Annotated in this window: 21 protein-coding genes and 1 pseudogene; 7 read left to right on the forward strand and 15 right to left on the reverse strand. The window is 65.9% G+C overall.

What is annotated here, in order from left to right; all coding sequences use genetic code 11:
* Positions 1-136 precede the first annotated feature (136 nt).
* From CLM73_RS06740 to CLM73_RS06750, 3 genes are read left to right on the forward strand one after another with little or no spacing between them, the layout of a single operon-like run.
* The gene (locus CLM73_RS06740; protein WP_105237828.1) at positions 137-1,231 is read left to right on the forward strand and encodes a P1 family peptidase; all 1,095 of its coding nucleotides are present in this window, start codon (positions 137-139) and stop codon (positions 1,229-1,231) included.
* A gap of 19 nt (positions 1,232-1,250) precedes the next feature.
* Complete coding sequence (locus tag CLM73_RS06745) at positions 1,251-2,084, forward strand: M55 family metallopeptidase (protein ID WP_105237829.1); 834 nt, start codon at positions 1,251-1,253, stop codon at positions 2,082-2,084.
* A 14-nt stretch (positions 2,085-2,098) separates the two neighbouring features.
* Complete coding sequence (locus CLM73_RS06750) at positions 2,099-3,889, forward strand: aminopeptidase P family protein (RefSeq protein WP_105237830.1); 1,791 nt, start codon at positions 2,099-2,101, stop codon at positions 3,887-3,889.
* 88 nt (positions 3,890-3,977) lie between these two features.
* Here the strand turns inward: CLM73_RS06750 and CLM73_RS06755 are convergent, their stop codons facing one another.
* Entirely contained in the window at positions 3,978-4,976 is a 999-nt protein-coding gene (locus CLM73_RS06755; RefSeq protein ID WP_105237831.1) for a hypothetical protein, read from the reverse strand.
* A gap of 221 nt (positions 4,977-5,197) precedes the next feature.
* Between CLM73_RS06755 and CLM73_RS06760 the strand changes: the two genes are divergently transcribed.
* From CLM73_RS06760 to ftsB, 4 genes and pseudogenes are all read left to right on the forward strand, one after another.
* On the forward strand, positions 5,198-6,850 hold the full coding sequence (locus CLM73_RS06760; RefSeq protein WP_056567903.1) for a CTP synthase: 1,653 nt from the start codon (positions 5,198-5,200) through the stop codon (positions 6,848-6,850).
* A 202-nt stretch (positions 6,851-7,052) separates the two neighbouring features.
* Positions 7,053-7,337: a DUF1330 domain-containing protein gene (locus tag CLM73_RS06770; RefSeq protein WP_056322046.1), complete on the forward strand. Its 285-nt coding sequence runs from the start codon at positions 7,053-7,055 to the stop codon at positions 7,335-7,337.
* A 4-nt stretch (positions 7,338-7,341) separates the two neighbouring features.
* Positions 7,342-8,628, forward strand: a complete 1,287-nt coding sequence (gene eno, locus CLM73_RS06775; RefSeq protein ID WP_054429546.1) for a phosphopyruvate hydratase — start codon at positions 7,342-7,344, stop codon at positions 8,626-8,628.
* A 66-nt stretch (positions 8,629-8,694) separates the two neighbouring features.
* Positions 8,695-9,042 (forward strand): annotated as a pseudogene (ftsB, locus tag CLM73_RS06780) (cell division protein FtsB); the annotation flags it as partial.
* 187 nt (positions 9,043-9,229) lie between these two features.
* Here ftsB and CLM73_RS06785 read toward each other — a convergent pair.
* The 14 genes from CLM73_RS06785 to CLM73_RS06850 form a co-directional block, all read right to left on the reverse strand.
* Positions 9,230-9,982, reverse strand: coding sequence for a TadE/TadG family type IV pilus assembly protein (locus CLM73_RS06785; RefSeq protein WP_105237834.1), 753 nt, complete (start codon positions 9,980-9,982; stop codon positions 9,230-9,232).
* A gap of 91 nt (positions 9,983-10,073) precedes the next feature.
* Complete coding sequence (gene hslO / locus CLM73_RS06790; protein WP_105237835.1) at positions 10,074-11,006, reverse strand: Hsp33 family molecular chaperone HslO; 933 nt, start codon at positions 11,004-11,006, stop codon at positions 10,074-10,076.
* A gap of 91 nt (positions 11,007-11,097) precedes the next feature.
* Positions 11,098-11,619 (reverse strand): gamma carbonic anhydrase family protein, encoded by a 522-nt coding sequence (locus CLM73_RS06795; protein WP_105237836.1) that lies wholly within the window; start codon positions 11,617-11,619, stop codon positions 11,098-11,100.
* A 1-nt stretch (position 11,620) separates the two neighbouring features.
* On the reverse strand, positions 11,621-13,336 hold the full coding sequence (locus CLM73_RS06800; protein ID WP_105237837.1) for an acyl-CoA synthetase: 1,716 nt from the start codon (positions 13,334-13,336) through the stop codon (positions 11,621-11,623).
* A gap of 125 nt (positions 13,337-13,461) precedes the next feature.
* Positions 13,462-14,334, reverse strand: coding sequence for a UDP-2,3-diacylglucosamine diphosphatase (locus CLM73_RS06805; RefSeq protein WP_105237838.1), 873 nt, complete (start codon positions 14,332-14,334; stop codon positions 13,462-13,464).
* Between the two features lie 106 nt (positions 14,335-14,440).
* The gene (locus CLM73_RS06810) at positions 14,441-15,346 is read right to left on the reverse strand and encodes a DUF2167 domain-containing protein (RefSeq protein ID WP_105237839.1); all 906 of its coding nucleotides are present in this window, start codon (positions 15,344-15,346) and stop codon (positions 14,441-14,443) included.
* Between the two features lie 141 nt (positions 15,347-15,487).
* Positions 15,488-16,003, reverse strand: a complete 516-nt coding sequence (locus CLM73_RS06815; RefSeq protein ID WP_105237840.1) for an RDD family protein — start codon at positions 16,001-16,003, stop codon at positions 15,488-15,490.
* A 417-nt stretch (positions 16,004-16,420) separates the two neighbouring features.
* Positions 16,421-16,609, reverse strand: a complete 189-nt coding sequence (locus CLM73_RS06820; protein ID WP_008161862.1) for a hypothetical protein — start codon at positions 16,607-16,609, stop codon at positions 16,421-16,423.
* A gap of 200 nt (positions 16,610-16,809) precedes the next feature.
* Positions 16,810-18,198 carry a class I SAM-dependent RNA methyltransferase gene (locus CLM73_RS06825; RefSeq protein WP_325048267.1) on the reverse strand — a complete coding sequence of 463 codons (1,389 nt, stop codon included), beginning with the start codon at positions 18,196-18,198 and terminating at the stop codon, positions 16,810-16,812.
* Between the two features lie 495 nt (positions 18,199-18,693).
* Entirely contained in the window at positions 18,694-19,122 is a 429-nt protein-coding gene (locus tag CLM73_RS06830; protein ID WP_175122899.1) for a CopD family protein, read from the reverse strand.
* Positions 19,123-19,213: 91 nt separating this feature from the next.
* A complete protein-coding gene (locus CLM73_RS06835; RefSeq protein ID WP_105237842.1) occupies positions 19,214-20,665 on the reverse strand; it encodes a bifunctional 2-methylcitrate dehydratase/aconitate hydratase in 1,452 nt (483 codons plus the stop codon).
* An 89-nt stretch (positions 20,666-20,754) separates the two neighbouring features.
* Positions 20,755-21,948, reverse strand: a complete 1,194-nt coding sequence (gene prpC / locus CLM73_RS06840) for a bifunctional 2-methylcitrate synthase/citrate synthase (RefSeq protein ID WP_105237843.1) — start codon at positions 21,946-21,948, stop codon at positions 20,755-20,757.
* A gap of 90 nt (positions 21,949-22,038) precedes the next feature.
* Complete coding sequence (gene prpB, locus CLM73_RS06845; RefSeq protein WP_105237844.1) at positions 22,039-22,929, reverse strand: methylisocitrate lyase; 891 nt, start codon at positions 22,927-22,929, stop codon at positions 22,039-22,041.
* A gap of 242 nt (positions 22,930-23,171) precedes the next feature.
* The gene (locus tag CLM73_RS06850) at positions 23,172-24,161 is read right to left on the reverse strand and encodes a malate dehydrogenase (protein WP_008161849.1); all 990 of its coding nucleotides are present in this window, start codon (positions 24,159-24,161) and stop codon (positions 23,172-23,174) included.
* Positions 24,162-24,218 lie beyond the last annotated feature (57 nt).

Raw genomic sequence — 24,218 nt, forward strand, 5'->3', positions numbered from 1 at the left:
GGGCCTTCTTGCGAGGGCCGGCGTGGAGGGCGAATTTTCCGCCGCCGCCTCCGTCCGCCACGCGCTTGCCAGCGCGTGTCCCGGACCCAGGGTGGCGGCGTTTTGCATTCTGGAGCGTGGCGACACGTAGACGAACATGGACAAACAAGCGCTGGACATCCCCCGCATCGGCGTACTGCCGCCGGGGCCGCTGGACTCGATCTGCGACGTGGGCGACGTCACCGTCGGCCATTGCACGCTGGCCGAAGGCCCGCTGCAGACCGGCGTGACCGTCGTGCGCACGCATGGCGGCGATGCCTTTCTGGACAAGACGCCGGCCGCGGCCACCGTGCTGAACGGCTTCGGCAAGAGCACGGGGCTGGTCCAGGTGCAGGAACTGGGCGTGCTGGAAACGCCGATCGGACTGACCAACACGTTCGGCGTGGGCACCGTGGCCAATGCGCAGATCCGCGCGGCGGTCGCGGCCAACCCCGGCATCGGCCGTGGCATGGCCACCGTGAACCCGCTGGTCTTCGAGTGCAACGACGGCTACCTGAACGACATCCAGGCGATGGCGGTGCAGGAAGCGCATTACGGCGAGGCGCTGGCCGCCTCGGGCAAGCAGTTCGCGCAGGGCGCCGTGGGCGCCGGCCGGGGCATGTCCAGCTTCTCGTTCAAGGGCGGCATCGGCTCGGCCTCGCGCGTCGCGCAGATCAAGGACGGACCGCAGTACACCGTGGGCGCGCTGGTGCTGTCGAACTTCGGCCGCCTGCCCAACCTGACGGTGGCGGGCAGGCCGTTCGGCCGCCGGCTGGCAAGCCAGCTCGACCAAGGGCTTGCGCAGCAGGGCGAGAACGCCGTGATCGCACCGGAGAAAGGCTCGATCATCCTGCTGGTGGCCACCGACGCGCCGCTCGATTCGCGCCAGTTGCGCCGCCTGTCGCTGCGCGCCGGCGCGGGGCTGGCGCGCACCGGCTCGGTGTTTGGCCACGGCAGCGGCGATATTGCGCTGGCGTTTTCCACGGCCTACACGATTCCGCAGTTGCCCGAATCACCCATGCCCGCGATCGCGATGCTGCACGAGGCCCGCATCGATCCGCTGTTCGAAGCCGCCGCGGAAGTCTGCGAACAGGCCATCATTGCCGCGCTGTGGCACGCCGAGAGCGTGACGGGCCGCGACAGCCACCACCGCGATTCCATCCGCCACGCCGCGCCCGACTGGCGCCAGTGGCTGTCCGATACCGAATTCTGAATATTTCCAAGGCCCACTCATGAAGATCCTGATTTCCACCGATATCGAAGGCGTCGCCGGCGTCTTTCACCCCGAGCAGGTCCGTGCCGGCAACGGCGAATACGAGCGCGCCCGAGCCTGGATGACGGCCGAGGCCAACGCGGCCGTGCAGGGCGCCATCGCGGGCGGCGCCGAAGAGATTCTGGTCAACGATTCGCACGGCGGCTTTCGCAACCTGCTGCCCGACGGCCTGGACGAGCGCGCCCGCCTGGTGCTGGGCAAGCCGCGTTACCTGGGCATGATGGGCGGGCTGGAAGAGGCGTGCGACGCCGTCTTCATGATCGGCTACCACTCGCGCTCGCAAGGACGCGGCATTCTGGCCCACACCATCAACAGCTTCGCGTTCGCGCGCGTCGTCATCAACGGCATGGAACTGGGCGAAGCGGGCCTGTACGGCGCGCTGGCGGGCGAATTGGGCGTGCCCGTCATCCTGGGCACCGGCGACGACGTGTTCATCGAGGAAACCCGCAACACCTTCCCCGGCGCCGAGTGGGTGCAGACCAAGGTCGCGCACGGGCAGGGCAGCGGCATCACGCTGTCGCCCGCCGCGTCGCGCCGCGCGATTGCGGCGGCCGCCGAAACCGCCGTGCGCAATTTCAAGCGCGGCGGGGACAAGAAAGCCGTTCCTTTCGTCATTCCCGCGCCTATAGAATGCCGGTTGCAGACGCAGAGCGCGGCGCTGGCCGACCTGTTCTGCATGTGGCCCACGCTCGAACGCGTGGACGGCGTCACCTTGCGATTCACCACGGATAGCATGCAGTCCGCCATCCGTACGCTGAACAGCCTGGGCGCCATGTCTTTCATGTTGCGCTAAGGATCCGATCTCCCATGTCTAGCACCGACGCCCGTATTGCCCAATTGCGGCAGGCCATGAGCCGCCGCGGTCTGACCGCCTATGTCGTTCCTTCCTCGGACCCGCACCTGTCCGAATACCTGCCGTCCCGCTGGCAGGGACGGCGCTGGCTGTCGGGCTTCACGGGCTCGGTGGGCACGCTGGTGGTCACGGCGGACTTCGCCGGCCTGTGGGTGGATAGCCGCTACTGGGTGCAGGCCGAAGCGCAGCTTGCCGGCACCGGCGTGCAGTTGATGAAAATCGCGCTGGCGTCGACGCCGGGGCACGTCGACTGGCTGGCCGCCAACACCGGCGCGGGCGACGTCATCGGGGTCGATGGCCAGGTGCTGGGCCTGGGCGCCTTCCGCGCCTTGTCCGCCGCCGCGGCCACGTCCGGCGCCGTGCTGGAAATCCGCGAAGACCTGCTGGACGAGGTCTGGACCGATCGCGCGGGCCTGCCGGACGCCAAAATCTACGAACACGTGGCCCCCGAAGCCTGCGTGACCCGCGCGGACAAGCTGACGCAGGTGCGCGACGCCATGCGCAAGCACGGCGCCGATGTGCATTTCATTTCGACGCTCGACGACATCGCCTGGTTGTTCAACCTGCGCGGCGCGGACGTGGATTACAACCCGGTCTTCGTCGCCCACGCGCTGCTGGGCCTGGACCACGCCACGCTCTTCGTTGCCGACGGCAAGATCGACGACGGCCTGCGCGCCATCCTGGCCGCCGACGGCGTCGAAGTGGCGGACTATGCCCAGGCGGCGGACGCGCTGGCCTCGCTGGAACAGGACCAGAAGCTGCTGATCGATCCGGCCCGCGTCACCTGCGGCGTGTTCCATGCCATGGACCCCGCGGTGCCGCGCGTGGAAGCCATCAACCCGTCAACGCTGCTCAAGTCGCGCAAGACCGACGCCGAGCTTGCCAACGTGCGCCAGGCAATGGCGCAGGACGGCGCCGCGCTGTGCGAGTTCTTCTCCTGGTTCGAAGGCGCGCTGGGCAAGGAAACCATCACCGAGCTGACCATCGACGAGCAGATCACGGCCGCCCGCGCGCGCCGTCCCGCCTACGTCTGCCCCAGCTTCGCCACCATTGCGGGCTTCAACGCCAACGGCGCGATGCCGCATTACCGCGCCACGCCCGAATCGCACGCCACGATCGAAGGCGACGGCCTGCTGCTCATCGACTCGGGCGGCCAGTACCGGGGCGGCACCACCGACATCACGCGCGTGGTGGCGGTGGGCACGCCCAGCGCGGACCAGAAAGTCGATTTCACGCTGGTGCTCAAGGGCATGATCGCGCTTTCGCGCGCGTCGTTCCCGCGCGGCACGCCGTCGCCGATGCTGGACGCCATCGCGCGCGCGCCCATCTGGGAAGGCGGCGCGGAATACGGCCACGGCACGGGCCACGGCGTGGGCTATTTCCTGAACGTGCACGAAGGCCCGCAGGTCATCTCGTACCGCGCGATGCCGGGCCCGCACACGGCCATGGAACCGGGCATGATCACGTCCAACGAGCCGGGCATCTACCGTCCGGGCCGCTGGGGCGTGCGCATCGAGAACCTGGTCGCCAACCGCAGCTGGCTGACCTCGGAGCTGGGTGAATTCCTGTGCTTCGAAACGCTGACGATGTGCCCGATCGACACGCGTTGCATCGAGCCTTCGCTGATGCGCGAAGACGAGATCGACTGGCTGAACGACTATCACAAGACGGTGTTCGAGCGCCTGTCGCCGCTGGTCGAGGGCGAAGCGCTGGCGTGGCTGACGCTGCGTTGCGCGGCGATCTGACATAGCCTCATTGCCGGCGGCGCCGGCGCAATGCAAAAGGCCACGGCGCATGACGCCGTGGCCTTTTTTTCATGGCGCGCCGCTGGGTCTATCGTGCGGACTCGCCTTGATTGCGGTGGAGCATGCGCGCGGCCACGAGGCAACCCAGCGACAGCAACGCGCCGTAGGCCAGCAGCACCAGGGCGGCGGCCGCCGGCGATTGGGCGGCCCATGCGAGCTGGTCCCAGGTCATGGACTTGAGGACGACGAACCCCAGGCCGAGGCCCAGCACCTGGGCGAACCAGAACGCAAGGCTGCCCAGCGCGACGGCGAGGCCGATGCCGGGACGTTCAAACGGGCGGGGCAGCACCTTCAGGCACACGATTACGACCAGCGCCAGCAGCACGATGGGCAACACCCAATAGCCCAGCGCGTACTCGGCCCATCCCGCTTCCAGCGTCTGCATCTGCAAAAAGCCGCCGAGCATGATGGAGACGCTGGTCTGCCAGATCAGGACGGTCAGACCGCAGATCCATGCCACATGCCGCCGCGTCAGCGTCATGTCGGCGCCGGGGCTGGCGGGGCCCGCCGTCCACGCGGCAATGCGTAGCGCCACCCAGATGCCGACGACCTCCAGCACGATCGTGACGGCGCGGATCATCAGGTTGATGGCGATGGACCGGCCCACGATGCCCAGACCGAACGCTTCCTCGAGCCAGGAGCCGCCCTTGAGCGTGCCGATCATGAGCACGTTCTGCGCAATGCCTACGCCGCTGGACAGGCACAGCGTGTAAAGCGCCTGCAGGGCCAGGAACGTCGCCAGCATCCTGCCGGGCTGATTCACGGTCGCGGCATCATGCCGGGCGAGCCACTGGCGCGTTGCGCACCAGGCGGTCAGGCCCACGACCAGCAGGGTCGACACCAGGGTGGCCAGCAGCGGGGCCAGCACCGGCGGCTGCATGTAGCTTGCGCGGATCTGATCCCCGTAAGGCAACGGCGTCATCAACGTGTAGGCCTGCACCAGCGCGGTATACGCCAGCCGAAGCAGGACGGCGGCGACGGCGATGCGCCAGGCAAGGGAATAGGCAGGGCGGGAAGAGTCGGTCATCGGCGCAGGGGCAAAGGACGGAGGGGCGCGGCCGCGAGGGCAGCGGTTCAAAAATAGGGAGCGACCATAGCACGGCCGCCCCGCGCGACTCGTGCAAGGTCCTTGCCGAGTGCAGCCAATTGTTACCCGCACGGCGCTAGGGGAAAACCCAAACAAGTCGCGCCGCCCGGCTATAATCCAAATTTCCCGCACGCGCCCGCTCGTCCCGGGTGCTCATTACGATGACCAAATACGTATTTGTCACCGGCGGTGTGGTGTCTTCCCTGGGCAAGGGCATCGCCGCTGCGTCGCTTGCTGCCATCCTCGAGTCGCGTGGTTTGCAGGTCACCATGCTGAAGCTCGACCCCTACATCAACGTCGATCCGGGCACGATGAGCCCCTTCCAGCACGGTGAAGTGTTCGTCACTGAAGACGGCGCCGAAACCGACCTGGATCTGGGCCACTACGAGCGCTTCATTTCCGCTCGCATGCACAAGGTGAACAACTTCACCACCGGCCAGATCTACGAATCCGTGCTGCGCAAGGAGCGCCGTGGCGACTACCTGGGCAAGACTGTCCAGGTCATTCCGCACATCACGAACGAAATCCAGGACTTCATCGCTCGTGGCGCCGAAGCCGGCTGGAATGGCAACACCGACGTTGCCATCGTCGAAATCGGCGGCACGGTCGGCGACATCGAGTCGCTGCCGTTCCTCGAGGCCGCCCGCCAGATGAGCCTGCGCATGGGCCGCAACAACGCGGCCTTCGTGCACCTGACGCTCGTGCCCTTCATCGCCTCCGCCGGCGAACTGAAGACCAAACCCACGCAGCACTCGGTGCAGAAGCTGCGCGAAATCGGCATCTACCCGAACGCGCTGCTGTGCCGCGCCGACCGTCGCATTCCGGACGACGAGCGCGCCAAGATCTCGATGTTCTCGAACGTGCCCCTGGACGCGGTCATTTCCGTCTGGGACGCCGACTCCATCTACAAGATCCCCGCCATGCTGCACAAGCAAGGCGTGGACAACATCGTCTGCGAAGCCCTGGGCCTGACCCCGCCGCCGGCCGACCTGTCCATGTGGGACAACCTGGTCGAGGCGCTGGAACATCCCGAGCACCAGCTCACCATCGGCATGGTCGGCAAGTACGTCGACCTGACCGAGTCGTACAAGTCGCTGACGGAAGCCCTGGTGCACGCCGGCATCCACACGCGCTCGAAGATCAACATCGAGTACATCGACTCGGAAGACATCGAAACCCGCGGCACCGACCAGTTGAAGCACCTGGACGCCATCCTGGTTCCGGGCGGCTTCGGCAAGCGCGGCACCGAGGGCAAGATCGCCGCCATTCGCTACGCCCGTGAAAACGGCGTGCCGTACCTGGGCATCTGCCTGGGCATGCAGCTGGCGGTCATCGAATTCGCCCGTCACGTCGCCGGTCTGGGCGGCGCCAACAGCACGGAATTCGATCCGTCCGCACCGCACCCGGTGGTTGCACTCATCACCGAGTGGATGGACCGCGAAGGCAAGGTCGAAAAGCGCGACAACTCGTCCGACCTGGGCGGCACCATGCGCAAGGGCGCGCAACGCGTGCCGATCAAGGCCGGCACCCGCGCGCAGACCATCTACGGCGACGAAGTGAACGAACGTCACCGCCATCGCTACGAGGTCAACAACGTCTACGTGCCGCGCCTGGAAGAATCCGGCATGGTGATCAGCGCCCGCACGCCGACCGAGAACCTGCCCGAAATGATGGAACTGCCCAACCACCCGTGGTTCGTCGGCGTCCAGTTCCACCCGGAGTTCACGTCCACCCCGCGCGACGGCCATCCGCTGTTCTCCAGCTATATCCGCGCCGCCATCGAGCAGAAGGCTCGCCGCGGCCAGGAGGCCTGATGCGCGTCCGCGGTCCTGAGTTCCGTAAGCGGATCCTCGGGGCCGCGGGCCGATTCCCCAGCGCCGCCCTATACGGCGGCGCTTCTTTCGGATACAACCGATTAGCATCGGATATGCGTCGCCCGTGCGCCTTGCGCGACACTGGCGGCGGCGCCGTATCCGGCGTCAGCCCCCATCAACGCAACTGCTCTGAAGGAACCCCATGAGTGCTTATCTCATCGCCGACGTCAAAGTGACCAAGCCCGCGCAGTACGAGGACTACAAGCGTCTGTCCACGCTCGCCATGCGCGCGTACGATGCCAAGATCCTGGTGCGCGGCGGCGAATCCAAGCACCTTGAGGGACGTGAACCCGGCCGCACCGTGGTCATGGAATTTCCGTCCATGGCCGCGGCGCAGGCGTTCTACGACTCCTGGCAGTACCGCCGTGCCCGCAATGCCCGCGAAGGCGCGGCCGTCATGAATATGTTTATCGTTCAGGGAATGTAAAGTCATGAGTGCAATCGTCGACATCATCGGCCGCGAGATTCTGGATTCGCGCGGCAACCCCACCGTGGAATGCGATGTGCTGCTGGAATCCGGCGCCATGGGCCGTGCGGCCGTGCCGTCGGGCGCATCCACCGGCGCCCGCGAAGCCATTGAGCTGCGCGACGGCGACAAGGGCCGTTATCTGGGCAAGGGCGTGCTGCGCGCCGTTGAAAACCTCAATACCGAAATCTCCGAAGCCCTGATGGGCCTGGACGCCCAGGAACAGACGTTCGTCGATCGCACCCTGATCGAACTGGACGGCACCGAGTCCAAGGAACGCCTGGGCGCCAACGCCATCCTGGCAGCCAGCATGGCCGTGGCCCGCGCCGCCGCCGACGAATCGGGCCTGTCCCTGTATCGCTACTTTGGCGGCAGCGGCCCCATGAGCATGCCCGTCCCGATGATGAACGTCATCAACGGCGGCGCGCACGCCAACAACACCCTCGACCTGCAGGAACTGATGATCCTGCCGGTGGGCGCCGGCAGCTTCCGCGAAGCCCTGCGCTGGGGCGCTGAAGTCTTCCACATGCTCAAGAAGCTGATCCACGGCCAGGGCATGTCCACCGCCGTGGGCGACGAGGGCGGTTTCGCGCCCAACGTTCCCAGCCACGAAGCCGCCATCCAGCTCATCCTGAAGGCCATCACCGAAGCCGGCTACGAGCCGGGCACGCAGATCGCCCTGGGCCTGGACTGCGCCAGCTCCGAGTTCTACCGCGACGGCAAGTACACGCTGGCCGGCGAAGGCGGCATCTCGCTGTCCTCGCAAGAGTTCACGAACCTCCTGGCCACGTGGTGCGACAAGTACCCGATCATCTCCATCGAAGACGGCATGGCCGAAAACGACTGGGAAGGCTGGAAGCTCCTGACCGACCAGCTCGGCAAGAAGGTTCAGCTGGTGGGCGACGACCTGTTCGTCACCAACACCAAGATCCTGCGTGAAGGCATCCAGAAGGGCGTCGCCAACTCGATCCTCATCAAGATCAACCAGATCGGCACGCTGACCGAAACGTTTGCCGCCATCGAAATGGCCAAGCGCGCCGGTTACACCGCCGTCGTGTCGCACCGTTCGGGCGAAACCGAAGACTCGACCATCGCCGACATCGCCGTGGCGACCAACGCGATGCAGATCAAGACCGGCTCGCTGTCGCGCTCGGATCGCATGGCCAAGTACAACCAGCTCCTGCGCATCGAAGAAGAGCTGGCTGAAGTGGCGTCGTACCCCGGCCTGGAAGCTTTCTACAACCTGCGTTGATAAGAAGCGCGGCCCCGGCGTTTTGCCCGGGCCGCATCCACGCCACGACAGTTGAGGTTCCCGCGTATGCGCCTGTTGTTCCTGGTGCTGTTCGTGCTGCTAGGCCTGATCCAATACCCGCTGTGGCTGGGTAAGGGCGGCTGGTTCAAGGTCTGGGATCTGCAACGCCAGGTGGCTGAGCAGCGCGAGACCAATGAAGGCCTGCGCGCGCGCAACGCCGCCCTGGAAGCCGAAGTGCGGGATCTGGAAGGCGGATCGGGCGCCATCGAGGAACGGGCGCGCGGGGAACTGGGCATGATGCGCGATGGCGAAGTGTTCGTGCACATCCTGCCCCAGAATACCCAGCCTCCCGCCGGCGCCTCGCTTTCCGCGGAAGCGCCGCCCAAGCCTGGCGTCACCGGCACTCCCGCGCGCGCGAACGCGCCGGCTGCCCGGCCTGCGTCGGCCGCACCCACGACCCGGCCTGCTTCGACAGGGGCCACCCCCCGGCCTGCGGCGGCAACGCCCGCCAGACCCGCCGGCACAGCCGGCACCAATAATTCCAATTCCACCGCCCGGCAGTGATGCCCGGCGGTTTTTTTTGACCGGGTAGCGGCTCGGCCTACTCGGGACCGCAACGCAACTGCCGGCACTCGCCATACATCACCCCTTCCGGAAAGGGATGCTTGCGCGCCCAGTCCACCGGATGCGTGTGCATTTCGTGTTCCAGCTCCACCACGATGGGCAGCAGGCCTTTGGTCAGCGCGTGGCCGGCGTAGCTGCCATCCTGCCGTCCCAACATGACCAGCAGGGCCCGCAACGGCGGCAGCAGCGGTTTGTGCAGATAGGTCAGCCGCAGCTTGAGCGTGTTGGCCTGGAAGATATCCTGGCCGCCCGGGCGCGGCGGGCGGCGGGCATGTTGCAGATCCTGGTAGCCGTTGTCGATGGCCCGCAATCCGGGCGCGGCAGCCACCTTCAGGCCTGGGCGTGCGTGCTCGCGGAACGACTGCTCGTCCGGCCGCAGTACCTCAATGCGCCAGGGTGGAGCCCCCGTCAACGTCTTCAGTTCTGTCATTGCGCCATCCCGCCGCTCCATGGCTCCGGCCGGGCCGTTGGCGTTTGAATGCAGCGGCAGCAGTGCCTGCAGGAAGGCAGCGCGCAGGCGGGCCGGGTCGCCGTGGCTCGTGGCGCCGGCGCGAGCCGCTTCCATCAGCGCCAGGTGCGCCATCTGGCGCGCGCCGTGCCACCGCGCGGCGTCGACGCAGAGCAGGCCCAGCAGCAGCACGATGGCGCCGGCCACGGCGAACTCGATGGCAGCGGCCCCGTGCTGCGTGCGGGTGCAGCGTAAGTCGTAAGGAAAAATAAAGGCGGTCATGGCTGCTCAGTGTGGCGCGCTCATGACCGCCTGTCGATGAGGACAATCCGGCGTGACAAAACCATTCCGGCGGGCTTGCCGCCGGGACGCATCAATGCACGGTGGGAGGTTCTTCTCCGGAGGGCGTCTGGTTCGCCGAGAACAGCGCCGCGCAGTCGACCGTATCGAACTTGTAGGGCTTGCCGCAGAAATCGCAGGCCACGTCGACCTGCCCGCGCTCTTCCAGGATGCTGTTGACTTCGGCTTCGCCCAGCGAGCGCAGCATGTTGGCCACGCGCTCGCGCGTGCACGGACAGTGCCAGCTCACGGACTGCGGGTCGAAGGCGATGAGCGTTTCTTCCCAGAACAGGCGGTGAATCAGCGTGTCGATGTCGGTGGCCAGGATTTCGTCGCGCTTGAGCGTGCCGGCCAGGGCGTTGATGCGTTCCCAGGTCTCGGCAGCGACCTGCTCGGTCAGGGCGAGGTCCGTTTCTCCGCCGCCGTGGTGCGGCAGGCGCTGGACCAGCATGCCCGCCGCGTGGTCGGCGTTGGCGGACAGCCACAGGCGCGTATCGAGTTGCTCGGAGGCCTTCATGTAGTGCTGCAGGGCCTCGGCGACGGTACTGCCTTCGAGCGGCACGATGCCTTGATAGGCCTGCTGGCCGGGCAGCTTGCGCTGCGGGTCCAGCACGACAATGAAGCGCCCATTGCCGCCGGGATTCAACAGGCTTTGCATGTCGCCGGTGGTGGGCACCTCGTGGCCTTCGCGCATCTTGACGGTGGCGCGCAGGCTGAGATCCGAGCGGCAGTCCACCACCAGCAGGGCGATGGGGCCGTCTCCCTGGATCTGGAGCACCAGCGAACCATCGAACTTGATGTTGGCGGCGAGCAGCGTGGATGCCGCCACCAGTTCACCGAGCAGGTTGGTGATGGCGGGCGGGTAGTCGTGGTTGGCCTGCACGGCCTTCCAGGTGTCAGACAGGCGCACCGCTTGGACGCGGACGCTGCGGTCTTCGGTAAGGTATTTTTTGAGCTGATCGGTCATAGCGGAATGTTAGCCGATCGCAGGGGGGTATTCCCCCTGCTGGCAGAGGGGTTGCGGCCGTTGCCGGGGCGCCAGGAAGGCGCCCAGGCCGTCAGCCCAGACGCTTCAAGGCCGTCTTGTACTGTTGGCCGCGCGCCACGTAATGGGCGGTGTTCTTGTGCAGGTTGGCGATTTCCTCGGCGGACAGCTCCCGCACGATCTTGCCGATGCCGATGACCAGCGAATTGTCCGGAATGATGCGGTCCTCGGGGATGATGGCCCCGGCGCCGATCAGGCAGTTGCGGCCGATGACGGCGTTGTTCAGGACAATGGCCTGCATGCCGACCAGGGCGCCTTCGTGGATGGTACAGCCATGCAGCATGGCCTGGTGGCCGACGGTGACGTTCGGGCCGATGGTCATGGGACAGCCCGAGTCCACGTGCAGGACGCTGGATTCCTGGATGTTGGTGCCTTCGCGGATCAGGATGGCGTCGTTGTCGCCGCGGATCGATACGTGCGACCAGATGCTGACGCCGGCCTCCAGCGTGACGTTGCCGATGATGTCGGCGCTGTCCGCCACGTAGGCCTGCGGGTCGATGCGGGGAATCAGGTCATTGAGCTGGTAGATGGCCATGCTATGTCTCCGTTGTCGGCGCCGGGGCGGCAACGGGCGCGCCAACGTCGGTCTGGGGCGCGCTGGCCTGCGCGCGTTCTTCTTCGCGCAGCCGCAGGATGCGCCGCTGGATCTTGCCCGTGGTGGTCATGGGCAGTTCGTCCACGTATTCGATTTCCTTTGGGTATTCGTACGGCGCCAGGCGCTCGCGCACGTGTTCCTGCAGGTTTTCGGTGATGTCGCTGCGGTCCCGGTGGGCAAATTCCGGCGTTAGCACCACGAAGGCCTTGACCACCGCGCCGCGCTCGGCGTCCGGCTTGGGCACCACCGCGGCATTGGCCACGGCCGGGTGGCCGACCAGGCAGCTTTCGATTTCTCCGGGGCCGATCCGGTAGCCGGCCGACTTGAACACGTCATCGGCGCGGCCGGCATACCAGAGGTAACCGTCCTCATCGACCGTGGCAAGGTCGCCGGTCAGGCACCAGTCGCCCTTGAACTTGGCCAGCGTGGCGGCCTCGTTGCGCCAGTAGCCCAGGAACATCACGGGGTCGGGGAAGCCGTGGATGTCCAGCCGGTTGACCGCGATCTCGCCTGTGGCGCCCGGCGCGACAGGCGCGCCGTCGTCGTCCAGCACCGCCACGTTGTGGCCGGGATACGGGCGGCCCATGGAACCGGGCTTGGCCGGCCAGCGCTTGTTGCTGTTGCCCACCACATAATTCATTTCGGTCTGGCCGAACATTTCGTTGGGCGTCACACCCAGCGCCGTCTGGCACCAGTCGAATACCGTCTCGCCCACGCTTTCGCCCGCGCTCATGATGGAACGCAGGGCAAGCTGGTAGCGCTGGCGGGGTTCCGGCACCGCCTTCATCATCATCTTCAGCGCGGTGGGGAACAGGAACGTATTGGTGACCTGATAGCGTTCCAGCAGCTCGAAGGCGCGTTCCACGGAGAAGCGCCCGCGCGTGCCGACGATGGGGTGACCGAAGTACAGCGTGGGCAGCAGGGCGTCCATCATGCCGCCGGTCCAGGCCCAGTCCGCGGGTGACCAGAACACGTCGGCGGGCTTGGGAAACCAGTCCTGCGAGGCCACGAAGCCCGGCAGGTTGCCGATCAGCACGCTGTGGGGCAGCAGCGCGCCCTTGGGGGCGCCGGTGGTGCCGGAGGTGTAGAGCAGAATGGCCGGATCCGACGAGCGGGTCGGCACGGCCTTGAATTCGTTGGGCTGGCGGGCCAGCAGGCTGCGCCACGGCAGCACGCGTTCGTCAGCGAAGCCGATGCCGATGACCTGCTGCAGGGCAGGACAGTGTTCGGTGACGGCCAGCAGATTGGCGCTGGAGGCGTGGTCGACGATGGCGACGCGGGCTTCGGCATCGCAAAGGCGGCTTTGCAGCGCCTCGGGCCCGAAGAGCGCCGACAGGGGCAGGACCACCGCGCCCACGCTGTAGATGGCCATGTGGGCAACCACGGTTTCAGGGCGTTGCCCCAAAACCACACCGACCCGGTCGCCTTTGCCCACGCCCATTTTCACCAGGCCGTTGGCCAGTTGATTGGCGGCTTCCGCCAGACGGGCGAAGGTCCAGACCTCGCGGTTGCCGGATTCATCTTCGTAGTAGATGGCAATACGCCGCGCATCCGGACTGCTGGATGCCCAGCGGTGGCAGCACGCTTCCGCGATGTTGAACTGGGTGGGCACCAGCCAGCGGAATGATTGGTAGAGCGCCTGATATTGGTCGTTCATGGCCCTATGTTGTAAGCATGTTGCGGCGTGAACGGGTCATATCGCCCGTTACTCAGGTGCAAGCATGACCTAGAGGGACGTGAACTGCAATATCCCCGTTGCGTAACGGGGACGCATACGGGTTATCACGGGTGCTTGCCTTGACGGCGCAGCGCCGACGGCAGGGCGGGCAGCGTCAGGGACCGGGGCGGGCGGTTGGCCGGATCGCGCTGGCGTTCGGCCTGCAGCACCGCCCAGTCCAGAAGCTGAAGCTGGCCGTCGTGCGTCTCCGCGAGCGCCGAGAGGCTTTCGACCCAGTCGCCGTCGTTGCAGTACAGGATGCCGCCCACGTCGCGCAGCTCGGGCTTGTGAATGTGGCCGCAGACCACGCCATCCAGGCCGCGCCGCCGGGCTTCGCCGGCCAGCGCCTCCTCGAAGTCGGTGATGAACGACACCGCGTTCTTGACCTTGTGCTTCAGATACTGGGACAGTGACCAGTAATGCATGCCCAGCCGGTGGCGCAGGCGGTTGAAATGGTGGTTGACCCACAGCGCAAACTGGTAGAGGCCGTCGCCCAGGTGCGCCAGCCAGCGGCTGTGCTGGATGACGCCGTCGAACTGGTCCCCGTGCAGCACGAGCAGGCGCAGCCCCTTGGCGGTGACGTGCACGTCCTCGTCCAGGACCTCGATGTCGCCAAAGGCGAAACCGGCGAACTCGCGGGCAAATTCGTCATGGTTGCCCGGGATGAACACCACGCGGGTGCCGTTGCGTGCCTTGCGCAGGATGCGCTGGATGATGTCGTTGTGCGCCCGGGGCCAATGCCAGTGCTTGCGCAGCTGCCAGCCGTCCACGATGTCCCCGACCAGGTACAGGGTGTCCGAGTCGTTGTGATCCAGGAAATCAAGCAGGAATTCCGCTTTGCACCCGGCAGTGCCCAGGTGAATATCGGAAATCCACAGGGCGCGCCAGTGCGTCGGTTGGATTTCGTTCACGGTCGCTTCCCTGTGAGCTGTGGTCATGCTTGAGAATGAGACCACCTACCGATGACGCGCGCGTGACGAATCCATGACGCGGTTGTGACGGTACGCGCGGCCAGGGAGGCGCTCGCACCGCCGATCCAGCGGATCAGGACTGCCCGGTGGCCTTCCTGCCCTTCAGGCGCTTCCACAGCCCGCCGCCCAGCGCCGCAGCGGCCAGGATGCCGACTTTGGCGAACTTGGCCAGGAAAGCCGCGATCACCGCGAACAGACCGAGCTTCTTGGCCGCGACGCCCGCCACCAGGGCCGCCAGGCCATACTCGGCGACCTTGTCGCTCGAGGCGTCGAAATCGGCGTAGCGCTTGCCTTCCACGTAGTGCAGGTTGTCCAGCAGCGCCAACACGGCGGCCTTGTCCGTGGGTACCTTGTTCTTCTCGGTGATCAGGTCCAGGGTGATGTAGCCGTCGCGGCCCAGCGCGTAGGTGTTGTAGTTGACGGTGGCGTCTTCCTCCGCGGCCGCGCCCTTGTGCTTGGCGGCCACCGACCAGACCAGGCGCTGCGTGTTGCTGTCGTACTTGGGCGCCTCCACCCAGCCGCCCACCGTCAGCTCGGGAAAGCCGCGTTTCTTGCGTTCCTCGTTGGATGCCTCGGTGCCTTCGCGCAGGCTGTCCAGCAATTCGCTGACGTTCCAGTTGCGGGCGTCATCGTCCTTGATGTAGCCGGCCTTGTCGAAATTGACGGTGACGACCCAGTCTTCGTCGTCGCTCTTGGGCATCACGACGCCCAGGAGCGAGGGATCCTTGCCGTTGCCGTAAGCCTGCATCAACCGCTCGGCCTGCGGGCGCGGCACAAAAAACATATTCTGGGGCAGCTTCAGGGTTGCCTGGTCGCCCAGCGTCACGTCGGTCGGACCTTGCCGGGCGGCGGCGAACGCGGCCTTGGAGGCGGATTCGATCTCCTGCTGGGCCGATGCGTTCTGGGCGGACGCGCCTGCGTGCAGGAACAACAGCGCGCTGGCGAGGGCCAGCGACAGGCGGGAAATGAATGCGCGCATGGTGAGAATGAAGCCGTAAATTAAATGGGGCCTCATTGTCCGGGCGTGCGGCTGTCATCTTTCTGAACAGGCGCGCGAAATATCCGGCGGCCTGGCCAGCATCAAACGGCGATGCCGGCCGCGCGCCGCCCCGCATGCCGGTCAGCGCGCCTTCTTGGCCTGCGGCGCGTTGCGCAGGCGCGTACCCAGAATCCGGTCGTGCAGGAACTGACCGTCCGGATCAAACCAGGACCAGATGAAGATGGCAAAGGGGGCCGCAACGATGAACATATCCACGGACGGCCAGCCGGTGGCCAGCGCCGCGCCCCAGACCACGGCGGCGCCTGCGAGCACCAGCGGCCAGGCCAGGATGTAGCGCAGGACCAGCAGGCCGGTCGACGGTGTGTTGCCGTGACGATCCACCAGCCGGATGTTCCAGGTCTTCATGGGCAGCGTCTGGCCGCGGCGGCGCCAGCACAGCACGAAATAGGCGCCGATCGCCACGAACAGCCACGCCTGCCGGGCGGCCCGCAATTCCAGCGCATTGCGGCTTTGGGTGAGGGTATCGAGCAGATAGCCCGCCAAAAAAACGACGCCGAACAGCAGCACGGCTTCGTACATCATGCAGGCAAACCGGCGCAGCCGATTGGGCGTTTCGTCGAGGTGGGCGTCATTCATGGACGCGTATTATCCATAAAACGTTGCCCCCACGCTGCGCACGCGATGCGTGCTTGCTGCCCCCCGAGGGGGCTGCCCCGCCTTCGGGCGGCCGGGCGGCGGGGCGGCTATCTTGTTGCCCCCACGCCGCGCACGCGATGCGTGCTTGCTGCCCCCCGAGGGGGCTGCCCCGCCTTCGGGCGGCCGGGCAACGGGGCGGCTATCTTGTTGCCCCCACGCCGCGCACGCGATGCGTGCTTGCTGCCCCCCAAGGGGGCTGCCCCGCCTTCGGGCGGCCGGGCGACGGGGCGGCCATTCTGGCCACTGTCGCTTCGGTGCGGCGTACGCGCAAAAAAAACCCGCCGGTAAGGGCGGGTCTATAAAAGGGGCTATGCAGCCCCCAAGGGGAAAACCGTTAGGCCGAAGCCTGGGTCCAGCTTAGGCAGCGGAGTGCGCGTTCTTGGCGCTCGTCTTGCCGGCCAGAGCCTTGATGCCGTGGGCCAGCTTGCGCAGGCCTGCAGCCAACGCCCGCATCGGATGCGGGCGGAATTGTTCTTCGATAGCCTGGAGCATCAGTTGACGCTCGAGTTCGTCGGTCAGGCGAATGGTGTTGTTCGGGTTGATCACAATAGCCTCCACGGGCTTGCACAGTTGTTTGCTACTAGGGATAACCCGGATTATAGGGGTTTACCCTGAAACTATGCAAGAGGCCGATTCAAGCTGGTGCAACTTGGCAACACCGTGGTGCTGATGATGCCCCAAAACCGCGCGGCGGAGCACCATAAGCAAAGATAGGCGCCGCATGTTGCGGCGCTTTTACAACGAGCTCAGGCGTCGCGGTAGCCGGCGGCCACCAGCTCGAAGCCGAACAGGCGGCAATCGAGTGCGCCGTTATGCAGCGGAACGCGCCGCTTGGGCTTCAAACGCATCTGGTTGGGCAGCGTCAGGTCGCTGGTGATGACGTGCAGCTCCCATCCCGCGAAATTGTGCTTCAGGCAGGTGGCCCAGTCGCGCCACAGGTCGGCGTCCTGTTCCGCGCCCATGCGCTCGCCATAGGGCGGGTTGGTGACGATCCAGCCATGGTCGGCGGGCGCCGTCACTTCGCGGGCATCGCCCACTTCAAAGCGGATCGAGTCGGCGGTCAGCCAGGCGCGTTCGGCGTTGTTGCGGGCGTATTCGATGGCCAGGGGGTTGAGGTCGTAGCCGACCAGCGGCGCGTCGAGCTGCGGCAGGATGCGGGCCCGGGCGTCGTCCTTCAGGTCGCGCCAGCGGTAGGCATCGTGATCGCGCAGGCGTTCGAATCCGAAGGGGCGCGAGATGCCCGGGGGCACACCCAGCGCGATCCAGGCCGCTTCGATCAGGATGGTGCCGGAGCCGCAGAAGGGATCCAGGAGCGGCGCGGCCGGATCCCAGCCCGCCAGCGCCAGCATGCCGGCTGCCAGGTTTTCGCGCAGCGGCGCTTCGCCCTTGTCCAGACGCCAGCCGCGCTTGAACAGGGATTCGCCCGACGTGTCCAGGTACAGCGTGGCCGTGTGACCCGTCAGGAAAAGGTGCACGCGCGCATCGGGGCGCACCGTGTCGATGCTGGGGCGTTCGCCTTCAAGCTCGCGCAGGCGGTCGCAGATGCCGTCCTTGGCGCGCAGATTGCAGTATTGCAGGCTCTGCACCGGGCTCTTGATGGCCGAGGTGTCCACGCGCAGCGTCTGTTCGGCGCCGAACCAGCGTTCCCAGGGGGTGTCGCGGGCCAGATCCAGGATGTCGTCTTCGTGCGAAATCTCGGCATGCGCCACCTGCACCAGAATGCGGGTCGCCAGACGCGAGTACAAGTTGGCGCGCTGGATGCCCGACCAGTCCGACGTGAACGAGCAGCCCGCCCGGCCGGCCTTGGCGTCTTCGTAGCCGAGCGCCTGCATTTCGGCGGTCAGCGCTTCTTCCAGGCCTTGGGGGCAGGGGGCGAAGACGGTGAAGATTTCAGCTTGACGCGGCTCGCGGGGACGGCGGCTGCGGACGTCGACGCGGGGGGCGGCGCGCTCGCGCGGGGCATCCCAGTCGCGATCGGCATCGGCTTCGTGCGCGAAATCGGATTGCTGCGCGTCGTCGGATTCTTCGGTGTGCTCGGGTTCTTGCGCGAATTCGGGGGCGGGGCCATCGTCTTCGAACGGATCGTAGAAGCGGCCAGCCGGCGTCGCCGGGGCAATGTACTGGTCGTCACGCAAGCGCGGCGCGCGCTGCGGCGTGCGTCCGGCGCGCGGGCCGGGTGCGTCGTCGCGGCGGCTGTCGTCCGCGCGGGGGCGGTCGGACGCGCCACGGCGCGCCGAGGGACGCTCGGATTGGCCGCGATCGGACGGACCACGATCGTACTGGCCGCGCTCGGATTGCCCGGGCCGTGACTGCCCAGACCGCGACGGCCCCGAACGCGACGACGTGCCGCGAGCGGGCGCATCGCGGCCAGCGCCGGACGGCCGGCGGGCATTGCGAGCCTCTTCTTCCTGGCGCCGCTGGAAGCCCTCGGGGTCCTTCTGGCGTTCGGTGTTGTCGCGGGTGCGCTCGATCTGCGCGACCAGCCGCGCGCGGGCGCCGGTGCGGGTGCGTTTGGCCGCGCCCTCGGCTTGAGCGTCGCGGGCCGTTTTCTTGATCGTCAGCGTCTTGCGCGGGCGGTCCTGTTCATCAGAGGACATACGAATCCTGGCGAATGTGCAAAGGTAGGGGTATCAGAAGGGTTTGACGACGACCAGCGCCACCACCACCAAGAGCAGCAAGACGGGAACTTCGTTGAACCAGCGATAGAACTTGTGCGAACGGGTGTTCTTGCCCTGTTCGAATTTGCGCAGCATGAGGCCACAGGCGTGATGGTAGCCGATGACGAGCAGCACGAAAAAGAGCTTGGCGTGCATCCAGCCGTTGCCGGGACCCACGCCGATGCGGTAACCCACGTACAGCCACATGCCAAAAATGATGGCCACGACCGCCAGGATCGTGGTGAAGCGGTAGAGGCGGCGCGCCATGCCGAGCAGCGTTTCCTGGACGGCGGTGTCCGAGGTTTGCGCGAGATTCACGAAGATGCGCGGCAGATAGAACAATCCGGCAAACCAGGAAGCGATGAAGACGATATGAAAGGTCTTGACCCAGAGCATGGCCATGGCGCGATCCGATGGAGGAAAGCCGCATTGTATGCGCGCCGGTATCTGACAGCCGTGGGCGACGAACCGTGCCGCCAACTGTCAGACACCCTCAGATCACATACAGATCCATATATTCATGAACCGGCATCGCTTCCAGCGTCTCCTGATCCAGCGACGCCGCCAAAATGCGTTGCTGCTGACGCGGCGGAAACACGCGCGCCAGGTTGGTGCGGAACTTGGCCTCCAGCAGCGGGATGCCGTCGGGGCGGCGGCGTTTGTGGCCGATCGGGTATTCGCAGACGATTTCATCCAGCGCCGTGCCGTCATTGAATTGCACGGTCAGCGCGTTGGCGATCGAACGCTTGGCGGGGTTGTGATAGTCGCTGGTGAACGCGGGATCCTCGACGCAGACGATCTTGGCGCGCAGCGCGTCGATGCGCGGATCCTGCGCGATCTCGTCTTCGTAGTCGCCCGCGGTCAGGCGTCCGAACAGCACCGGCACGGCCACCATGTACTGGATGCAGTGGTCGCGGTCGGCGGGATTGTTCAGCGGTCCCTTCTTGTCGATGATGCGGATGCACGCTTCGTGCGTGCGGATCCGGATCTGCTTGATGTCGTCCGCGCCTTTGCCCAGCGATTTCAGCAGATCGTGGAGCTGCATGGCGCATTCCACGGCGGTCTGCGCGTGGAATTCGGCGGGGAACGAGATCTTGAACAGCACGTTTTCCATCACGTAGCTGCCGTAGGGGCGCTGGAACTTGAACGGCTGGCCCTTGAAAAGCACGTCGTAAAAGCCCCAGGTCTTGGCGGTCAGCACCGACGGATAACCCATTTCGCCGGTGCGCGCGATCAGCGCCAGGCGCACCGCGCGGCTGGTCGCGTCGCCGGCGGCCCAGCTCTTGCGGCTGCCGGTGTTGGGGGCGTGGCGATAGGTGCGCAGGCTCTGGCCGTCGACCCAGGCAAGCGACACCGCGTTGATGACTTCGTCGCGGGTCAGGCCCAGCATCTGCGCAACCACGGCCGTGGACGCCACCTTGACCAGCACCACGTGGTCCAGGCCCACCTTGTTGAAGGAGTTTTCCAGCGCGATGCAGCCCTGGATTTCGTGGGCCTTGATCATGCCGGTCAGCACGTCGCGCATGGATAGCGGCGGCTTGCCCGATGCGACCGCCGTGCGCGACAGCCAGTCGGCCGTGGCAAGGATGCCGCCCAGGTTGTCGGACGGGTGGCCCCATTCGGCCGCCAGCCAGGTGTCGTTGAAGTCCAGCCAGCGGATCATGGCGCCGATGTTGAACGCGGCCTGGACCGGGTCAAGCTGGAATTGCGTGCCGGGCACCTTGGCGCCCTGAGGCACCACGGTGCCCGGCACGACCGGACCCAGCAGTTTGCGGCAAGCCGGATATTCCAGCGCTTCCAGGCCGCAGCCCAGCGTGTCGATCAGGCAGTTGCGCGCGGTCTCGTACGCCAGATCGCTGCGGACTTCGTAGTTGAGCACGTAGTCCGCGATATCGGCCAGGACCTGGTCGGGCTCGGGACGTACGTTCGAGATCGGGGCAGACATAGCAGTACCTCTTCGGAAAAGTGAATACAGGTGGCCATGCCGCGCCCTCGATCGCGTTTAACTTGCGCTGGTCTTGATCTGCGCGTGTCTTACTTGCGCTTGTCGATGGGCACGAACTTCTGGTCTTCCGGGCCCACGTAATTGGCGGTGGGGCGGATGATCTTGTTGTCGATGCGCTGTTCGATGATGTGGGCCGACCAGCCCGCGGTGCGCGCGATGACGAACAGCGGGGTGAACATGGCGGTGGGCACGCCCATCATGTGATAGCTGACGGCCGAGAACCAGTCCAGGTTGGGGAACATCTTCTTGACGTCCCACATGACGGTTTCCAGGCGTTCGGCGATGTCGAACATCTTGGTCGTGCCGGCCTTCTTGGACAGCTTCTTGGCGACGTCCTTGATGACCTTGTTGCGCGGGTCCGAGACCGTGTAGACCGGGTGGCCGAAGCCGATGATGACTTCCTTGGCTTCCACGCGGCGGCGGATGTCGGCCTCGGCTTCTTCCGGGGTTTCGTAGCGCTTTTGCACTTCGAATGCCACTTCGTTGGCGCCGCCGTGCTTGGGACCGCGCAGCGCGCCGATGGCGCCCGAGATGGACGAGAACATGTCCGAACCCGTACCGGCAATGACGCGAGCCGTGAACGTCGAGGCGTTGAATTCGTGCTCGGCGTACAGGTTCAGCGAGATGTGCATCGCCTTGACCCATTCGTCGCTGGGCTTCTCGCCATGCAAGAGATGCAGGAAGTGGCCGCCGATGCTGTCGTCGTCCGTCTGCACGTCGATGACGCGGCCGTTGTGGCTGAAGTGGTACCAGTAGAGCAGGGCCGAACCCAGGTTGGCCATCAGGCGGTCGGCGATGTCGCGCGCGCCCGGAGTGTTGTGGTCGTCTTTTTCAGGTAGCACGCAGCCCAGCACCGACACGGCCGTGCGCATCACGTCCATCGGGTGGCTGGCGGCGGGCAGGGCTTCCAGGGCGACCTGCAACTGCGCGGGCAGGCCGCGCAGGCTGCGCAGCTTTTCCTTGTAGGCCTTCAGTTCAGCCTTGTTGGGCAGCTTGCCATGGACGAGCAAGTGGGCAATTTCCTCGAACTCGCTGGTATGGGCGATGTCCAGGATGTCGTAGCCGCGATAGTGCAGGTCGTTGCCGCTGCGGCCGACGGTGCACAGTGCGGTATTGCCCGCGACCACGCCGGACAGCGCAACCGACTTCTTGGGCTTGAAACCGGCTTTTTCTTCCGGCTTGGCGTCCGATTTGGCTTCTTGCTTCTTGGGAGCCGTGCTCATGTCTCTACTCCTTTCCTTACGCGATGGAAGATGCAATGGGTGGCGGACGGCGCCGCGGGTCTGCCGCGGCGCGCGCCTGAGGGGGCGGGACTACGCCTTGCCCTTCTGGAAGAGCGCGTCCAGCCTGGATTCGAATTCGTGATAGCCGATGCGGTCGTACAGTTCTTCGCGCGTCTGCATCAGGTCGACGACGTTCTTCTGGTGGCCGTCGCGGCGGATCGCGGTGTATACGGCTTCGGCGGCCTTGTTCATGGCGCGGAAGGCCGACAGCGGATAAAGCACCATGCCCACGCCGACGCTCTTCAGTTCTTCGACCGAGAAAAGCGGCGTCTTGCCGAATTCCGTGATGTTGGCCAGCACCGGCACCTTGACGGCCTTCACGAAGCGGTCGTAGGTGGGCAGGTCGTAGGCGGCTTCGGCGAAGATCGCGTCGGCCCCGGCTTCCACACACGCCAGCGCGCGCTCGATGGCGGCGTCCACGCCGTGCGAGGCGATCGCGTCGGTGCGGGCGATCAGGTAGAAATCGCTGTCGGTGCGCGCGTCGGCGGCGGCCTTCACGCGGTCGGCCATTTCTTCAGTGGTGACGATTTCCTTGCCGGGCCGATGGCCGCAACGCTTGGCGCCGACCTGGTCCTCGATGTGGCAGGCGGCCGCGCCGAACTTGATCAGGCTCTTGACGGTGCGGGCGATGTTGAACGCCGACGGTCCGAAGCCGGTGTCGATGTCCACCAACAGCGGCACGTCGCACACGTCGGTGATGCGGCGCACGTCGGTCAGGACGTCGTCCATCGTGTTGATGCCCAGGTCCGGCAGGCCCAGCGAGCCGGCCGCGACGCCGCCGCCGGACAGGTAGATGGCGCGATAGCCGGCGCGCTTGGCCAACAGGGCGTGGTTCGCGTTGATGGCGCCGATGATCTGCAGCGGATTCTCTTCGGCGAGCGCGCGGCGAAAGAGGGCGCCGGGCGATTCGGGTCTGGACATGGTTGTCTCCTGTTCTTGGTAGCCCACGACCATATCGCGGGTCCGAAAAATAAATCTGTCCCCTGCGCGACAATCCCCGCGGCATGCGCTTTCAGGGGAGAGCGAAGAGACAGGTGTATTTCACGGTACTGCGGTATTCAATGCGGTACGAACTGCAATGCGGTACTTCGGCGGCCGCGCAATGCAGACCCGCTTAAGGATTGGGCCCGCATGAACGGGCCCAATCCTTTACTGCGCGCTGCTTACTTCAGCAGGTCCTTGACGCCGTCGCGCTCTTCGAGGAGCTCTTTCAGCGTGAAGTCCAGGCGCTCACGCGAGAAGGCGTCGATTTCCAGGCCTTCGATGCGCTTGTATTCGCCGTTTTCGGTCGTGACCGGCACGCCGTAGATGATGCCTTCGGGGATGCCGTAGGAGCCGTCCGACGGGATGCCCATCGTGACCCACTTGCCGTTGCTGCCCAGAACCCAGTCACGGACGTGGTCGATGGCGGCGTTGGCGGCCGAAGCGGCCGAGGACAGGCCACGGGCTTCGATGATGGCGGCGCCGCGCTTGCCCACGGTGGGGATGAACGTGTCGCGGTTCCAGGCGTCGTCGTTGATCAGCTTGGACAGCGATTCGCCGCCGACGGTGGCGAAGCGGAAGTCGGGGTACATCGTGGGCGAGTGGTTGCCCCACACGACCAGCTTTTCGATGTCGGCGACGGCCTTGCCCGACTTGGCGGCCAGTTGCGACAGGGCGCGGTTGTGGTCCAGGCGCAGCATGGCGGTGAAGTTCTTGGCCGGCAGGTCCGGGGCCGACTTCATGGCGATGTAGGCGTTGGTGTTGGCGGGGTTGCCGACGACCAGGACCTTGACGTTGCGGCTGGCGACGTCGTTCAGGGCCTTGCCCTGAGCCGTGAAGATCTGCGCGTTGACGGACAGCAGGTCCTTGCGTTCCATGCCCGGGCCGCGGGGACGGGCGCCAACCAGCAGGGCCACGTCGGCGTCCTTGAAGGCGGTGCGCGGGTCGCTGTGCGCGGTGACTTCCTGCAGCAGCGGAAAGGCGCAGTCATCCAGTTCCATGATGACGCCCTTCAGGGCCTTTTGCGCTTTCTCGTCGGGGATTTCCAGCAGTTGCAGGATGACGGGTTGATCTTTACCCAGCATTTCGCCCGAGGCGATGCGGAATAGCAGTGCGTAACCGATTTGGCCGGCGGCGCCGGTGACGGCGACACGCAAGGCAGGCTTGGACATGGACGTTCTCCGTAATGGTTTGGCGAGAAAAAATCTCACCAATCAGTGTAATCGTTG

The sequence above is a fragment of the Achromobacter spanius genome, from assembly GCF_002966795.1.
GTDB lineage: Bacteria > Pseudomonadota > Gammaproteobacteria > Burkholderiales > Burkholderiaceae_B > Achromobacter > Achromobacter spanius_D.

What these genes read in the sequence shown, in the direction of transcription:
- CLM73_RS06740 (WP_105237828.1), top strand. Translation starts at nt 137, where the DNA reads ATGGACAAACAAGCGCTGGACATCCCCCGCATCGGCGTACTGCCGCCG.
- CLM73_RS06745 (WP_105237829.1), top strand. Translation starts at nt 1,251, where the DNA reads ATGAAGATCCTGATTTCCACCGATATCGAAGGCGTCGCCGGCGTCTTT.
- CLM73_RS06750 (WP_105237830.1), top strand. Translation starts at nt 2,099, where the DNA reads ATGTCTAGCACCGACGCCCGTATTGCCCAATTGCGGCAGGCCATGAGC.
- CLM73_RS06755 (WP_105237831.1), bottom strand. Translation starts at nt 4,976, where the DNA reads ATGACCGACTCTTCCCGCCCTGCCTATTCCCTTGCCTGGCGCATCGCC.
- CLM73_RS06760 (WP_056567903.1), top strand. Translation starts at nt 5,198, where the DNA reads ATGACCAAATACGTATTTGTCACCGGCGGTGTGGTGTCTTCCCTGGGC.
- CLM73_RS06770 (WP_056322046.1), top strand. Translation starts at nt 7,053, where the DNA reads ATGAGTGCTTATCTCATCGCCGACGTCAAAGTGACCAAGCCCGCGCAG.
- eno (WP_054429546.1), top strand. Translation starts at nt 7,342, where the DNA reads ATGAGTGCAATCGTCGACATCATCGGCCGCGAGATTCTGGATTCGCGC.
- CLM73_RS06785 (WP_105237834.1), bottom strand. Translation starts at nt 9,982, where the DNA reads ATGACCGCCTTTATTTTTCCTTACGACTTACGCTGCACCCGCACGCAG.
- hslO (WP_105237835.1), bottom strand. Translation starts at nt 11,006, where the DNA reads ATGACCGATCAGCTCAAAAAATACCTTACCGAAGACCGCAGCGTCCGC.
- CLM73_RS06795 (WP_105237836.1), bottom strand. Translation starts at nt 11,619, where the DNA reads ATGGCCATCTACCAGCTCAATGACCTGATTCCCCGCATCGACCCGCAG.
- CLM73_RS06800 (WP_105237837.1), bottom strand. Translation starts at nt 13,336, where the DNA reads ATGAACGACCAATATCAGGCGCTCTACCAATCATTCCGCTGGCTGGTG.
- CLM73_RS06805 (WP_105237838.1), bottom strand. Translation starts at nt 14,334, where the DNA reads ATGACCACAGCTCACAGGGAAGCGACCGTGAACGAAATCCAACCGACG.
- CLM73_RS06810 (WP_105237839.1), bottom strand. Translation starts at nt 15,346, where the DNA reads ATGCGCGCATTCATTTCCCGCCTGTCGCTGGCCCTCGCCAGCGCGCTG.
- CLM73_RS06815 (WP_105237840.1), bottom strand. Translation starts at nt 16,003, where the DNA reads ATGAATGACGCCCACCTCGACGAAACGCCCAATCGGCTGCGCCGGTTT.
- CLM73_RS06830 (WP_175122899.1), bottom strand. Translation starts at nt 19,122, where the DNA reads ATGGCCATGCTCTGGGTCAAGACCTTTCATATCGTCTTCATCGCTTCC.
- CLM73_RS06835 (WP_105237842.1), bottom strand. Translation starts at nt 20,665, where the DNA reads ATGTCTGCCCCGATCTCGAACGTACGTCCCGAGCCCGACCAGGTCCTG.
- prpC (WP_105237843.1), bottom strand. Translation starts at nt 21,948, where the DNA reads ATGAGCACGGCTCCCAAGAAGCAAGAAGCCAAATCGGACGCCAAGCCG.
- prpB (WP_105237844.1), bottom strand. Translation starts at nt 22,929, where the DNA reads ATGTCCAGACCCGAATCGCCCGGCGCCCTCTTTCGCCGCGCGCTCGCC.
- CLM73_RS06850 (WP_008161849.1), bottom strand. Translation starts at nt 24,161, where the DNA reads ATGTCCAAGCCTGCCTTGCGTGTCGCCGTCACCGGCGCCGCCGGCCAA.